The sequence below is a fragment of the Cellulomonas sp. P4_D11 genome (assembly GCF_056401915.1).
Window position 1 is genome coordinate 41,330 of record NZ_JBFUIK010000015.1, and the last position, 13,009, is coordinate 54,338.

At 72.0% G+C, this 13,009-nt stretch carries 14 protein-coding genes; 9 read left to right on the plus strand and 5 right to left on the minus strand.

The window, feature by feature from the left end; all coding sequences use genetic code 11:
• Nucleotides 1-4: 4 nt before the first annotated feature.
• The 4 genes from AC1DT4_RS11285 to AC1DT4_RS11300 all read left to right on the plus strand — a co-directional run bounded on the left by AC1DT4_RS11285 (nt 5) and on the right by AC1DT4_RS11300 (nt 3,641).
• Nucleotides 5-1,267 (plus strand): LolA family protein, encoded by a 1,263-nt coding sequence (locus tag AC1DT4_RS11285; protein ID WP_477089879.1) that lies wholly within the window; start codon nt 5-7, stop codon nt 1,265-1,267.
• Nucleotides 1,264-2,259, plus strand: coding sequence for an ABC transporter ATP-binding protein (locus tag AC1DT4_RS11290; RefSeq protein ID WP_477089880.1), 996 nt, complete (start codon nt 1,264-1,266; stop codon nt 2,257-2,259). Before AC1DT4_RS11285 ends, AC1DT4_RS11290 begins: the two co-directional genes overlap by 4 nt.
• Nucleotides 2,246-3,094 (plus strand): ABC transporter permease, encoded by an 849-nt coding sequence (locus AC1DT4_RS11295; RefSeq protein WP_477089881.1) that lies wholly within the window; start codon nt 2,246-2,248, stop codon nt 3,092-3,094. The genes AC1DT4_RS11290 and AC1DT4_RS11295 overlap by 14 nt, the downstream gene beginning before the upstream one ends.
• Nucleotides 3,095-3,242: 148 nt before the next feature.
• The gene (locus AC1DT4_RS11300) at nt 3,243-3,641 is read left to right on the plus strand and encodes a helix-turn-helix domain-containing protein (RefSeq protein ID WP_477089882.1); all 399 of its coding nucleotides are present in this window, start codon (nt 3,243-3,245) and stop codon (nt 3,639-3,641) included.
• On the opposite strand, the gene AC1DT4_RS11305 is transcribed toward AC1DT4_RS11300, so the two are convergent.
• Together AC1DT4_RS11305 and AC1DT4_RS11310 are read right to left on the minus strand one after the other, a co-directional pair.
• Nucleotides 3,642-4,253 carry a ClpP family protease gene (locus tag AC1DT4_RS11305; protein ID WP_477089883.1) on the minus strand — a complete coding sequence of 204 codons (612 nt, stop codon included), beginning with the start codon at nt 4,251-4,253 and terminating at the stop codon, nt 3,642-3,644.
• Nucleotides 4,253-4,861: a ClpP family protease gene (locus AC1DT4_RS11310; protein WP_477089884.1), complete on the minus strand. Its 609-nt coding sequence runs from the start codon at nt 4,859-4,861 to the stop codon at nt 4,253-4,255. Before AC1DT4_RS11310 ends, AC1DT4_RS11305 begins: the two co-directional genes overlap by 1 nt.
• Nucleotides 4,862-5,012: 151 nt before the next feature.
• Between AC1DT4_RS11310 and AC1DT4_RS11315 the strand changes: the two genes are divergently transcribed.
• From AC1DT4_RS11315 to AC1DT4_RS11325, 3 genes are read left to right on the plus strand one after another with little or no spacing between them, the layout of a single operon-like run.
• A complete protein-coding gene (locus AC1DT4_RS11315) occupies nt 5,013-5,576 on the plus strand; it encodes a hypothetical protein (protein WP_477089885.1) in 564 nt (187 codons plus the stop codon).
• Nucleotides 5,576-5,863 carry a transcriptional regulator gene (locus AC1DT4_RS11320; RefSeq protein ID WP_477089886.1) on the plus strand — a complete coding sequence of 96 codons (288 nt, stop codon included), beginning with the start codon at nt 5,576-5,578 and terminating at the stop codon, nt 5,861-5,863. Before AC1DT4_RS11315 ends, AC1DT4_RS11320 begins: the two co-directional genes overlap by 1 nt.
• A 16-nt stretch (nt 5,864-5,879) precedes the next feature.
• Entirely contained in the window at nt 5,880-6,680 is an 801-nt protein-coding gene (locus AC1DT4_RS11325; RefSeq protein WP_477089887.1) for a pentapeptide repeat-containing protein, read from the plus strand.
• Between the two features lie 9 nt (nt 6,681-6,689).
• Here the strand turns inward: AC1DT4_RS11325 and AC1DT4_RS11330 are convergent, their stop codons facing one another.
• From AC1DT4_RS11330 to AC1DT4_RS11340, 3 genes are read right to left on the minus strand one after another with little or no spacing between them, the layout of a single operon-like run.
• Entirely contained in the window at nt 6,690-7,880 is a 1,191-nt protein-coding gene (locus AC1DT4_RS11330) for an MFS transporter (RefSeq protein ID WP_477089888.1), read from the minus strand.
• The gene (locus AC1DT4_RS11335; RefSeq protein ID WP_477089889.1) at nt 7,877-8,797 is read right to left on the minus strand and encodes an aldose 1-epimerase family protein; all 921 of its coding nucleotides are present in this window, start codon (nt 8,795-8,797) and stop codon (nt 7,877-7,879) included. Before AC1DT4_RS11335 ends, AC1DT4_RS11330 begins: the two co-directional genes overlap by 4 nt.
• On the minus strand, nt 8,794-10,251 hold the full coding sequence (locus AC1DT4_RS11340) for an MFS transporter (protein WP_477089890.1): 1,458 nt from the start codon (nt 10,249-10,251) through the stop codon (nt 8,794-8,796). Before AC1DT4_RS11340 ends, AC1DT4_RS11335 begins: the two co-directional genes overlap by 4 nt.
• A 319-nt stretch (nt 10,252-10,570) precedes the next feature.
• On the opposite strand from AC1DT4_RS11340, the gene AC1DT4_RS11345 reads away from it, so the two are divergent.
• Together AC1DT4_RS11345 and AC1DT4_RS11350 are read left to right on the plus strand one after the other, a co-directional pair.
• On the plus strand, nt 10,571-11,476 hold the full coding sequence (locus AC1DT4_RS11345) for a bile acid:sodium symporter family protein (RefSeq protein WP_477089891.1): 906 nt from the start codon (nt 10,571-10,573) through the stop codon (nt 11,474-11,476).
• A gap of 123 nt (nt 11,477-11,599) precedes the next feature.
• Nucleotides 11,600-13,000: a cytochrome ubiquinol oxidase subunit I gene (locus tag AC1DT4_RS11350; RefSeq protein ID WP_477089892.1), complete on the plus strand. Its 1,401-nt coding sequence runs from the start codon at nt 11,600-11,602 to the stop codon at nt 12,998-13,000.
• Nucleotides 13,001-13,009: the final 9 nt, after the last annotated feature.

Consider the following 13,009-nt stretch of genomic DNA (forward strand, 5'->3'; position numbering starts at 1 on the left):
AGTCATGAACGAGTCCCGTCGCAGCGATACATCCCCCACCCGGCGCACCCTGTCTCCCCGGGCCCGCTGGGCCGTCCCCGTCGTCGCCGCGGTCGCGGTCGGCCTGGCCTTCGTCGCCCCGCCGCTGTTCGCCTCCGCCGACGACGCCGGCCTGCCGACCATCAGCCCCGAGGACCTCGCCGCCCGCGTGGCGAGCGCGGAGCCGTCGCCGCTGTCGGGCACCGTGGTCTACACGGCGCGGCTCGGGCTGCCGGAGCTCCCGTTCGGCGACGTCGGCGGCGCCAACCCCGTCGCGCTGCTGAGCGGCAGCTCGACGATGCGCGTCTGGTCGGACGGCGAGCAGCGGTCCCGCGTCGCCCTCCTCGGCCCGACGAGCGAGTACTCGGTGGTGCAGGACGGGCCGCAGGCGTGGACGTACTCGAGCACCGACGACGCGGTCGTCCACTACACCCTCGACGCCGCGGATGCGGCGCGCTACGGCGAGCTGGCCGCGCAGGCGGAGGCGGGTGAGCTGCCGGTGCAGGACGACCTGCCGACGCCGGCCGAGGCCGGGCGTGAGGCGGTCGGGCTGGCCGAGCAGTCGTCCACCGTGACGCTCGACGCGCAGACGGAGGTCGCGGGGCACGCCGCGTACCAGCTGGTGGTGACGCCGACCAGCGACACGACCCTCGTCGGCAGGATCGTCGTCGCCGTGGACGCGAAGACCTCCACCCCGCTGCGGGTGCAGGTGTGGAGCAAGGCCGACACCGAGACGCCCGCGTTGGAGATCGGGTTCACCGACGTCTCCTTCGCGACGCCCGCCGACTCCGTGCTCGCCTTCTCGGCCCCGGCCGGCGCCTCCACCAGGGACGTCGTCGTGCCGCTGCCGGACGAGCCCGCGGCCGCGAGCGAGGCCGCGGACAAGGAGCTCCCCGAGGGCGTGACGGTCACCGGCACCGGTTGGGACACCGTGGTGCAGGCGTCCGGCCTGGACGTGGCCGCACTGCTCGCCGGCCAGCCGGGGGCGGCGGGTGCTCTGCCCGGCGTCGACAAGACCTTCGGGTCGCAGGGCGCCGAGCAGCTGTACCAGGAGTTCGTGCCCGAGGAGGGCTCGGGTTCCCCGATGGGCTCGCTGGACACCTCCGCGCTGTACGACACGCTCACCACCGCCGTGCCCGAGGGGCGCCTGCTCCAGTCGGCGCTGCTCTCGGTGCTGGTCACCGACGACGGCCGCGTGCTGGTCGGCGCGGTGCCGGGCGCCACGCTCCAGGCGCTGGCGGCGCAGTGACCGAACGGGCTGCCGAGGCCGTGCCGCCGGGATCGTCCGGTGGTGCGGCCTCGGTCGACCTCGCCATCCGGACCGACGGGCTCACCAAGCGGTTCCGGTCCGGGCAGGTGGCCGTCGACGGGATCGACCTGCAGGTGCCGCGCGGCGCGGTCTACGGGTTCATCGGTCCCAACGGCTCGGGCAAGACGACGACCATCCGGATGCTGCTCGGGCTGGTCCGGCCGACCAGCGGGCGCGCGTACCTGCTCGGGGAGCCGATGCCCGAGGCCGGTGCCGTGGTGCTCCCGCGGGTCGGCGCGCTCGTCGAGGGTCCCGCGTTCCACCCGTACCTGACCGGGCGCGCCAACCTGGGCCGGCTCGACGCGAGCGACGCCACGGCGGACCCCCGCACGGCCACGCAGCGCGCCGACGAGGCGCTGGAGCGCGTGGGCCTCGGCGCGGCGGCCGCCAAGCCGTACCGGCAGTACTCGCTCGGCATGAAGCAGCGGCTCGGCCTCGCTGCCGCCCTGCTGCGCCCCCGCGAGCTGCTCGTGCTCGACGAGCCGACCAACGGGCTCGATCCCCAGGGCACGCGCGAGGTGCGGAACCTCGTGCGCGAGCTCGCCGAGCAGGGCACGACCGTGCTGGTCTCGTCGCACCTGCTCGCCGAGATCGAGCAGGTCTGCTCGCACGTCGGGATCATGGGCCGCGGTCGGCTCCTGCTGCAGGGCGACCGCGCCGCGCTGACCGACCGCGGCGCCGCCCGCGTGTCCGTGCAGACCTCCGCGGACCACGTCGGCGCCGCCACCGAGGTGCTCGCCGGGCTCGGGCTCACCGAGCTCCGGGTGGTCGGCCGCACGGTCAGCGGGCTGCTCGGCGGTGTGCCGCCCGAGAAGGTCTCGGCCGCGCTCGTGCACGCGGGCGTCGACCTGCTGGGCCTCGAGGTGCGCCGGCCGAACCTCGAGCAGATCTTCGTCGAGCTGACCGGGGAGGGCTTCGATGTCGCTCGTTGAGGCGGCGCCCCGGCGGGGCTCGCTGCTCCGGCTCACCCGCAGCGAGCTGCGCCTCGTGCTGGGCCGACGCCGCAACCTCGTGCTCCTCACCGGCCTCGCGCTGGTGCCGCTGCTGCTCGGCACGGTCCTGTTCCTGACCCAGGACTCGGCGCTCGACGGCCAGGGACCGGGGTTCATCGGCCAGGTGACCAGCAACGGGCTGTTCCTCGTCGTCGCGTCCCTGTTCCTCTGCCTGCCGTTCCTGCTGCCGCTGACCATCGGCATCGCGTCGGGCGACGCCATCGCCGGCGAGGCGTCGGCCGGGACCCTGCGCTACCTGCTCACCGTCCCGGTCGCGCGCGGCCGGCTGCTCGCGGTCAAGGCCGTGGGCGCGCTCGCGTTCGCGGCGTCCGCCGTGCTCGCCATCGCGATCGTGGGGCTGGTGGCCGGTGCCGGGTACTTCGGGCTGCACGGCGTCACCCTCCTCTCGGGTACCACCGTCCCGCTGGGCGACGGGGTGCTCCGCGTCGCCGCGATCGTGGCCTACGTCGGGTTGTCCATGACCGGGCTCGTCGCGGTCGGGCTGTTCTACTCGACGCTGACCGAGGTGCCGGTCGGCGCCATGGCCGCGACCGTCGTCACCGCCATCGTCTGCGGCGTCCTGGACCAGCTCCCCCAGCTGCACGCGATCGCCCCCGCGCTGCTCACGCACCACTGGCTCGACTTCGCGGAGTTCCTGCGGCTCGAGCCCGACTGGGGCGTGCTCGGGCAGGGGCTCGCGCTGCAGGCCGCCTGGGTGGTCATCTTCGGCGCGCTCGCGTGGAGCCGCTTCACGACGGCGGACGTCTCGAGCTGAGCGACACGCCGTGCGTGTCCGCTCAAGGCCGTGCGGGTCCGCTCGGGGTCGTGCGTGTCCGCTCAGGGCAGACGCGTCGCGGGGACGGGCGGCCGGGTTCGCGGGCTAGCGTGGCTGCGGAGCACGCAGCCGCACCCCGGAGGACGCCATGACGCACCTGGAGCACCGTCCCGAACCGCTGCTGCGCCGGCTCGTCGGCGCCATCCTGCGGGAGAACCGCGAGCGCCAGCGCCGCACGTTGCGGGACGTCGCCGAGGACGCGCGCGTGTCCATCGCGTACCTCAGCGAGGTGGAGCGCGGCCGCAAGGAGGCCTCGTCGGAGGTGCTCGCTGCCGTGTGCCGGGCGCTCGGGCTGCGGCTGGTCGACCTCGTCGGCACCGCCCACGCGCAGCTCGCGCTGGCCGAGGGCCGCGTCGTCGTCGACCTCACGGCGCCCGCCGCCCTCGAGCCGGCGTCGGCGTCCGCCCGGCACGAGCTCGCCACGGTCACGACGCTCACCGCGCGGGCGGACGCGACGGTCCCGACCGGCCTGCTGCTCGCCGCCTGATCAGGCGACCGCCTGCACCTCCTTGAGCGTCGTGACCACGCGGTCCGCCAGCCCGTAGTCGACGGCCTGCTGCGCGGTGAGGATGAGGTCGCGCTCGGTGTCGGTGCGGAGCTTGGCGAGGGGCTGCCCGGTGTGCCGGTGCAGGATCCGGTCGACCTGCTCGCGCAGGCGCGCGATCTCCCGCGCCTGGATCTCGAGGTCGGCCGCGGTCCCCTCGCCGCCGCCCGACGGCTGGTGCAGCAGGACGCGGGCGTGCTCGAGCACGTGCCGGTTCCCCGGCGTGCCCGCGGCCAGCAGCACGGCGGCGGCGGACGCGGCCTGCCCCAGGCAGAACGTGGCCACGGTGGGCTTGATGTACTGGATGGTGTCGTAGACGGCCAGCAGCGCCGTGATCGAGCCGCCGGGCGAGTTGATGTAGAGGTGGATCGGTGAGTCCTGGCTCTCGGACTGCAGGTGGAGCAGCTGCGCGATGACCACGTTGGCCACGCCGTCGTCGATCTCGGTGCCCAGGAAGATGATCCGGTCGGTGAGCAGCCGCGAGTAGACGTCGGAGGCCCGCTCCCCCGTCGGCCGCTGCTCGATGACCACCGGGATCGTGTACTGGCCGGCCATCACAGGCCCGCCCGTCGCATCGAGGCGTCCGGGCGGACGTCGTCGAGGTGCTCGACCACCTTGTCGATGAACCCGTAGGCCAACGCCTCCTCGGCGGTGAACCAGCGGTCGCGGTCGGCGTCGCGCTCGATCGTCTCGACCGACTGGCCCGTGTGCTCCGCGGTCAGCGACTGCATCGTGCGCTTCACGTGGGCCATGTTCTGCGCCTGGATCGCGATGTCGATCGCGGTGCCGCCGATGCCGCCGGAGGGCTGGTGCATGAGCACGCGCGAGTGCCGCAGCGCGTACCGCTTGCCGGGCGTGCCGGCGCTGAGCAGGAACTGGGCCGCGCTCGCCGCCAGGCCCATCGCCAGCGTGGACACGTCGTTGGGGATCAGCCGCATGGTGTCGTACATCGCCAGCGCCGCGCTGACCGAGCCGCCCGGCGAGTTGATGTAGAGGGCGATGTCGCGCCGCGGGTCCTCCGCGGAGAGCAGCAGGAGCTGCGCGCAGACCCGGTTGGCGATGGCGTCGTCGACCTCCTGGCCGAGCACGACGATGCGCTGGTGCAGGAGCCGGGTGGACAGGTCGTCGTCGAACGGGCGGACGGTGGGTGGGGCCGTGGCCATGAGTGCCTCCGTGGTGATCGCTGGTCCCTCGACGGTGGCACGGCGCGGGCGTCGGACGGCCCCCGGTCTGCCGTGGGCGGATCTGCCGACGGCAGACGTCGGCGCCGCCGGATACTTGCCGATCTGGAAAGCTCGACCTACACTTTCCACCATGGAAAGTAACCCGACGCAGAGCGACCCCGACGACGCACGGGAAGCTCTGGCGATGGCGGACGAGGCGCGCCGACGGCTGACCACCCGCCTGCGCCTGCCCGCCGGCTTCTACCCCGTCCTCGCCACGGGTGTCGCGGTCCAGCTCGGCACCGCGTCCTACGGGATCGCCGCGCAGACGGTCGCGGGGGTCGGGATCGGGCTGGCCGGGGTCGCCGTCTTCCTGGGGGTCGCGGCGGTCCTGCTGCAGCGGTTCAGCCGGATCAACGGGGTCAGGGTGGACGGTCTGGCCAGCCAGGTCGTGCTCGCGGCCGGCGCCGGTGCCTCGCTCGTCTACCTCGGCGCACTCGCCGCGGGGATCTGGGCCGCGTTCGCGTCGAGATGGTGGCTCGTCGGGGTGGTCTCCGTCGTCGGAGGCGTCGGCTGCGCACTCGGGGTCCGCCACTGGTGGCACACCTACCGAAATGACCCGGCCGCCCACACGCGTGGCGCCTCCCCGCGGGTGCTCGGCGCGCTCGCCGTCGTGGCGTGCCTCGGGTGCGCGGCGCTGCTGGTCCTCGGCTGATGGCCGGGCTCGACCCCCGGATCCACGCGCCGACGCGGCTGCAGCTGGTGACGACGCTCTCCGGCGTGTCGGAGGCGGAGTTCGCGACGCTGCGGACCGCCCTCGAGGTCAGCGACTCGGTGCTGTCCAAGCACGTCTCCGCGCTGGTCGACGCCGGCTACCTGCACAGTCGCAAGAGCGTCCACGCGGGGCGACGGACGACGTGGGTCGGACTGACCCCCGTCGGCAGGCGGGCCCTGCACGAGCACGTCGTGGCGGTGCGGCGCCTGATCGACGCCGTGGAGTGACGGCTAGCCTCGACGGATGCCCGGCTCCGCGATCCCGCTGCGGTCCGACTGCACCCGCTGCGTCGGCCTGTGCTGCGTCGCGCTCCCGTTCGCGAGGTCCTCGGACTTCGCGTTCGACAAGCCCGCGGGCGAGCCGTGCCGGAACCTGACGACGGACTTCCGGTGCACCATCCATGCGAGCCTGCGCGACCGCGGCATGACCGGCTGCACCGTCTACGAGTGCTTCGGTGCGGGCCAGCACGTCACCCAGGGCACGTACGGCGGCCGGAGCTGGCGCGAGCACCCCGAGACCAGGGCCGAGATGTTCGCGGTGTTCCCCGTGATGCGCCACCTGCACGAGCTGCTCGCGCACCTGGCCGAGGCGGCGGCCATCGAGGAGGCGCGACCCGTCCACGACGAGGTCGCGGTCCTCGTCGAGGAGATCGCGCGATGGTCGGAGAGCGACCCCTCGACGATCCTGGACGTGGACGTCGGTGCCTTGCGCGGCCGCGTCGGACCGGTGCTCGGCCGCGCGAGCGCGCTGGCCCGCGCCGGCCGACGCGGGCCCGAGCACCGGAACGCCGACCTCGTCGGCCGCGACCTGCGCCGCACGGACCTGCGGGGGGCGGACCTGCGGGGCGCCTACCTGCTGGGCGCGGACCTGCGCGGCACCGACCTGCGCCGGGCGGACCTGCTCGGCGCCGACCTGCGGGGCGCCCGGCTGCACGGCGCCGACCTGACKGGCGCGCTGTTCCTCACGCCCCCGCAGGTGGCCTCGGCGTACGGCGACGCGACGACCCGGCTGCCCGTCGGCCTCGTCGCACCCGCGCACTGGTGACGGCTGCGCTCAGGTGGCGGGCCGCGAGCGCGCGGTGATGACGCGCGCGACCACCGCGAGGACGATCGCGACCCCGGCGCCGACGAGGTACACACCGGCGAGTCCGATGCCGGTCGCGGACTCCAGCGGCGCGACGCCGAACGCGGCGAACCCGTAGCCGACCTGGTACGCCGCGATGAGCTCGCCGGAGGACGTCGCACCGAGCCGGGGGAACTCCTCCCCGGCGAGGCTCAGGGTGAGGGGCAACATGGCGGAGCAGGCGAACCCGGCGGCGGCGAAGGCGAGGACGGCGGCGACCGCGCCGTGGGACGAGGAGACCGCGAGGTTGGACCCGGCGATGAGGATGGGCAGCACGACGAACACCACCGTTGCGGCGACACGCGACGTGAGGGCGGCGACGATGACGCGGCCCAGCGTCACGCAGGCCCAGAAGGCGGCCAGCGCCAAGGAGGCGACCTGCGCCGACAGGGCGCGCTCGCCGGTCAGGTACACGCTCGACCAGTTGCCGAAGAGCGTCTCGCACACGCCGTACAGCACGGCTGCGCCGGCGTACCACCAGAACCGGGTGGGCAGCTTCTGGCGCTGTCCGGCGGCACGGTGCGGCGACGGCCCGGCGTCCAGCGCGGTCCGCAGGGCGAGGACGAGGAAGAACGCGAGACCCACGGCGGCGATCACCGGCAGCAACCACCACGCGCCGAGCGCGAGGAAGAGCGCGATCAGCAGCGGCGCGAGCGCGGTCCCGGTGCCGAGCAGCGCGTTGAGGGTGAGGATCGACCGGTCCTGGTCGGCGGGCTTCAGCCGCGCGGCGAACGTGTTCAGCGCGGGCACCGTGGTGCCGAAGCCGAAGCCCAGCGCACCCGTCGCGCACAGGAGCACCGGGTAGGCGGCGGGCGACGTCGACACCACCTGGCTCAGCACCAGCAGGAGCATCGCAAGGAGGTTCGAGACGAGACCGATCTGCAGGACTCGCTGCAGCGACCAGCGCGCGGCCAGCAGCGGGGACGTCGCCGCCCCGGTGATCGCCAGGACGACCTGCGGCACGAACATCAGCCCGTACTGGGTGGTGGTGAGGTCGTAGCCGGTCGGGCTCAGGAGGATCGAGCTCGCGGCGGGGAACGAGACGAGCGCCAGCCCCTGGACGAGGCCGCCGCCGTAGACGAGGACGGAACGGGAGCGCGGGGTCGCGTCGACGGTGGTCATCCCGCGGCCAGCCCCCAGGAGCCGCTCCACGACTGGCGCGGCGCGAGCGTGACGACGTCGGCCTCCGACCGGAACGCGTGGGGCGGGCAGGTCATCGGCTCGATCGCGATGGACTGCCGTCGGCGCTCGGACGGGAGGACGGCGTCGCCCGTGTAGACCATGAGGTACCCGAACGCGTCGTCGACCCAGAGGCGCACGCCCCGAGCCGTGGCCGGGTCCACCAGGTGCACGACGGCGCGCCCGTCGTCGCCTCGTTCGAGGCCGCCGAGCAGGGTGTCCAGCACCTCCGGTCCGGGGGTCCGCGGCTCCAGGAAGTCGAGGTGCGTCCCGCTGACGTCGAGGGGCACCGGGCGCTCGTCGGGGTCGGTCGGCACGGGGAGGTGGCTCCGCGCAGGGATGCGCAGCTCGAGGCCGTCGACGGGCGCGCCGACGCTCAGGTACGGGTGGAACCCGATGCCGAACGGAGCGGGTTCGTCGCCGTGGTTGGTCGCCGTGGCAGCGACCGTGAGCCCGTCCGCCGCCAGGTGGTACCCGACCTGCAGGCCGAGCTCCCAGGCGTATCCCGGCTGGGGGCGCAGGACGCAGGCGAGCACCGCGTCGTGCTCGGTGACGGAGACCTCGGACCAGTCCAGCCAGCGGACCATGCCGTGGATGGCGTTGCCGCGTTCCGGCTCGTCCAGCGCGACCTGGCACGAGTGACCACCGAAGGTGTACCGGCCGCCGGCCAGCCGGTTCGGGAACGGCGCCAGCACCTGGCCCCGGCCGTCGGGCGCGCGTTCGGTCTCCGCGTAGCCGTCGAGCACGGGCCGCCCGTCGAGCACGCACTGCCGCAGCCCGGCTCCGACCTGCGTCACGACCGCCTCGTGGTCGCCCGCCGTGAGGCGGTACTGCCGACCCGACGGAGGGGTCCTGCTCACGGGGCGCTCTGGTCGACCGACGTGATCGGCTTGGTGATCTCCTCCAGCGACTTCCCCTCGGCGTTGATCCCGTAGACGATCTCGACGACGCCGCCGATGACCATGATCAGGCCGCCGATCACGTAGCCGATCACGAGACCGGTGCGGTCGGACCCGTCACCGATGAGCCAGCCGAAGAAGAACGGGCCGATCGCACCGAAGACCTGGGCGATGGCAAAGAACACCGCGATCGCCTCGGCGCGGATCTCGATGGGCCACGTCTCGCTCACGGTCAGGTAGGCGGCGCTCGCGCCCGCCGACGCGAAGAAGAAGATGACCACCCACACGACCGTCTGCGTCGTGGCCGTGAGCAGGTCCTCGCCGAACAGCCAGGCGCTGATCGCCAGCAGCACCCCCGAGACCAGGTAGGTGCCGGAGATCATCTTCTTGCGCCCGACGCTGTCGAACAGCGGACCGAGGATGAGGGGCCCCAGCAGGTTCCCGACCGAGAAGGCCAGGCCGTAGAGCGGCACCGTGGCTGCGGGCACGTCGTAGAACTTGGTGAGCACGAGGGCGTAGGTGAAGAAGATCGCGTTGTAGAGGAACGACTGCGTGATCATGAGGGTCGAGCCGAGGATGGCGCGCCGGGGGTACTCGTGGAAGACGAGTCGCAGGAACACCATGTAGCCGTACTTCTTGTCGGGCACGAGCGACAGGGCGTGGCTGTCGTCCAGCTCGGGGAGCTCCTGGCCGTGCTTGCGTGCGTTGTCCTCGATCTTCGCGAGCTCGGCCTCCGCCTCGTCCAGCCGGCCGTGGCTCATCAGCCAGCGAGGACTCTCCGGCAGGGTGCGGCCGACGATGATCACGACGAGCGCGAGCACGGGCCCCATGAGGAACGCGAGCCGCCAGCCGACGTTGATCGCGAACTGGTTGAGGAAGATGAGCGAGGCGAACGAGCCGATGATCGCGCCGGCCCAGTAGGTGCCGTTGATCCAGATGTCGACGCGGCCGCGGTACTTCGACGGCATCATCTCGTCGATCGCGGAGTTGATCGCGGCGTACTGACCGCCGATGCCCATGCCGGCGACGAACCGGGTGGCGTAGAAGAACACGAGCCAGCCCTCATGGTGCCCCGTGACGAAGGCCGCCGCGCCCGTGCCCAGCAGGTACAGCAGCAGCGTGACGATGAGGAGCCGCTTGCGGCCGAGCTTGTCGGACATGCGGCCGAAGTACAGGGCGCCGACCATCTCGCCGATCAGGTAGACCGACGCGATCAGGCCGATCTCCTGGGAGGACATGCCCAGCGTCTCCGGGCTGGTCAGCACGCCCGTGACCGAGCTGGAGATCGTGATCTGCAGGCCGTCGAGGATCCAGGCGGCGCCGAGGCCGGCGACCATCCGGGTGTGGAACGGCGTCCAGCGCAGTCGGTCGAGCCGGGCCGGGATGGTGGACCGGACCACCGCGTCGGCGGTCATCGGAGTGCCGCGGGGGTGGGTGCAGTCGGGGTGCAGGGCTGAGCGTCCATGGCGACAACTCCTTCGTCCGCCCCACCGGGACCCCTCAGGACGTCCTCGGCGGTGAGGTGCACGACGACGAGTCCAGCACCACCGGCAACCGCCGTCGTCATCCACTCGGGATGATGCGGCGGCTCGCGACGACCGAGCCGCGCATCACCCCGTCCGGATGATGCGCGCACCTGGTCTGGTGCGGAGCATCGAAGGCACGCGGATCACCTGTCCATGTCGACGTCGGCCGAGAGCTCGTCGACCACGCTCCTGCGAAGGGTCACCAGCCGTGACGACGCAGACGGACCACAGCGTTCTCATCAACGGGTTCGGCCTGCTCTTCGTGATCCTGAACTCGTTCGGCCTCGGGCTCAGGCTGCCGGTCGGCAAGGTGGTGGCGCAGGCCGTCGCGCACTGGAAGATCACCGTGTCGGTCCTCGTGGTCAACTTCGTGATCATCCCGCTGCTGTTCGTCGGCTATCTGCTCACGATCGCGTCCTCCATCCCGAGCGAGATCAAGGTCGGCTTCTGCATCGCAGCGCTGAGTGCGGGCATGCCGTTCGCTCCGATCCTCGCCCGGTTGGCCAAGGCGGACGTCAGCATCGCCACCACCCTGCTGGTGGTCCTGACGATCGGGACGGTCATCGCCCTGCCCGTGGGGCTGCCACTGGCGATCAACGCCGTCGACGCGCAGCTGAGCACCACGGCGTGGGACGTCGCATGGCCCCTGGTGCTCTTCCTGCTGCTCCCGCTGGCTCTCGGGTGCGCGTTCCGGGTCTGGTGGCCCGACCTCACGCCGCCCCTGCGGCGGTGGGTCGTCCGGGTCGCCATCCTGTGCCTGCTCTTCAACCTCAACTTCACGCTTGTGGCGTACTGGGACCTGTTCGTGCAGAACTGGGGCACCGAGAGCTACGCCGCGGCGATCGCCGGCCCGTTCATCGGCCTCGGGTGCGGCTACCTGCTGGTCACCGCTCTGCGAGTCAAGGACCTGGGGATCAGGCATGCGAGCGAGGTGACGACGGCGGTCCGCAACATCGGTCCCATGCTCCTGATGATGATCTTCCCGTTCGTCTCCGACCCACTCGTCACCGTCTCGATCACGATCCTCAACACCGTGGGGATCATCGTCGTCCTGGTGTTCGTCCTGGCCTGGAGACGTTCCGTCCCGGCGGACGAGGTCGTCGCCCTCCCCTGAACCCGGGCCCTTTCATCCCGACGGGATGATGCTCGGCCGTCGTGGCCGGGGGACGCTCGAAGCGGGTCGACAGCCTCCGCGGACGTCGCCTCACAGCCGCACCGTCGATCTCCAGGAGGACCGGTGTCCGATCTCGACCTGGCCCGCCTGCAGTTCGCCTCGACGAGCATCTACCACTTCCTCTTCGTGCCGATCACGATCGGCCTGGGGTTCCTGGTCGCGGTGCTGCACACGATGTGGTTCCGGTCCGGCAACCCCGACCACAAGCGGCTGACCAAGTTCTTCGGCACGCTCCTGCTGATCAACGTGGCGGTCGGCGTGGTGACCGGCCTGATCCAGGAGTTCCAGTTCGGGATGAACTGGTCGGCGTACTCCCGGTACGTCGGCGACGTCTTCGGGGCGCCCCTGGCGATGGAGGGCCTCGCGGCGTTCTTCCTCGAGTCGACGTTCATCGGGCTCTGGGTCTTCGGCTGGAACGTGCTCCCCCGCGGGATCCACCTGCTGACCGTCTGGCTCGTGGCCGTCGGCGCGGCGGGCTCGGCGGCGTTCATCATGGCCGCGAACTCGTGGATGCAGCACCCGGTCGGGTACACCGTCGACCAGTCGACCGGCCGGCCGGAGCTCTCCGACATCGGCGCGGTGATGACCAACCCGGTCTTCCTGTGGGGCTACGCCCACGTGCTCACCGCGTCCCTGGTCACCGGGACCGTCCTCATGCTCGCGGTCTCGGCCTGGTACCTGCGTCGCAAGCAGCACGAGGAGGTGTTCCTGCGCTCGGCCAAGGTGTCGATCGCGGTGCTCCTGCCCTCGATCTTCCTGGCGCTCGGCGTCGGCAGCCACCTCGGCGTCATCGAGGCGACGTACCAGCCGATGAAGATCTCCGCAGCCGAGGGCCAGTGGGAGACGTGCCAGCCCTGCTCGTTCTCGGCCTTCCAGATCGGCGGCGGCAACAACGACCAGGACCCCACCAAGATCATCGAGATCCCCCACCTGCTCTCGATCCTGGCGACCGGGACGTGGGACGGCGAGGTGCAGGGGCTCAACGAGCTCAACGCCCAGTACCAGGAGCAGTACGGCCCGGGGAACTACGTGCCGAACGTCTTCATCCAGTACTGGTCGATGCGGGTGATGGCCTACCTGGGCTCCCTGGCAGCGCTCGTCGCTCTGTGGGGCCTGTGGCTGCTCTGGCGGCGACGACTACCCACCGCCCGCGTGTTCCTGTTCGTCGCGACGTGGGCCGTCGCCTTCCCGTTCCTCATGAACACGGCGGGCTGGATGCTGACCGAGAACGGCCGGCAGCCGTGGATCGTGCAGGGCCTGATGCTCACCAATGACGGCGTCTCGACGTCCGTCGGCAGGACCGAGCTGATCATCAGCATCGTCGTCTTCTACGGCATCTTCCTGCTCCTCGGCGCCGTCAACGTGTTCCTGATGATGCGCTACGCGCGCCGCGGGCTCGAGCTCGAGGAGCCCGAGGAGCACGTCGACGACGACCAGCCCCGCGTTCCCGCCCTGACGTTCTGAGGAGGTGTC

Bases quoted from the DNA above. Each gene is read 5' to 3' on its own strand.
- AC1DT4_RS11300 (WP_477089882.1), top strand. From the start codon at position 3,243: ATGACGCACCTGGAGCACCGTCCCGAACCGCTGCTGCGCCGGCTCGTC.
- AC1DT4_RS11305 (WP_477089883.1), bottom strand. From the start codon at position 4,253: ATGGCCGGCCAGTACACGATCCCGGTGGTCATCGAGCAGCGGCCGACG.
- AC1DT4_RS11310 (WP_477089884.1), bottom strand. From the start codon at position 4,861: ATGGCCACGGCCCCACCCACCGTCCGCCCGTTCGACGACGACCTGTCC.
- AC1DT4_RS11340 (WP_477089890.1), bottom strand. From the start codon at position 10,251: ATGACCGCCGACGCGGTGGTCCGGTCCACCATCCCGGCCCGGCTCGAC.
- AC1DT4_RS11285 (WP_477089879.1), top strand. From the start codon at position 5: ATGAACGAGTCCCGTCGCAGCGATACATCCCCCACCCGGCGCACCCTG.
- AC1DT4_RS11295 (WP_477089881.1), top strand. From the start codon at position 2,246: ATGTCGCTCGTTGAGGCGGCGCCCCGGCGGGGCTCGCTGCTCCGGCTC.
- AC1DT4_RS11330 (WP_477089888.1), bottom strand. From the start codon at position 7,880: ATGACCACCGTCGACGCGACCCCGCGCTCCCGTTCCGTCCTCGTCTAC.
- AC1DT4_RS11315 (WP_477089885.1), top strand. From the start codon at position 5,013: ATGGAAAGTAACCCGACGCAGAGCGACCCCGACGACGCACGGGAAGCT.
- AC1DT4_RS11320 (WP_477089886.1), top strand. From the start codon at position 5,576: ATGGCCGGGCTCGACCCCCGGATCCACGCGCCGACGCGGCTGCAGCTG.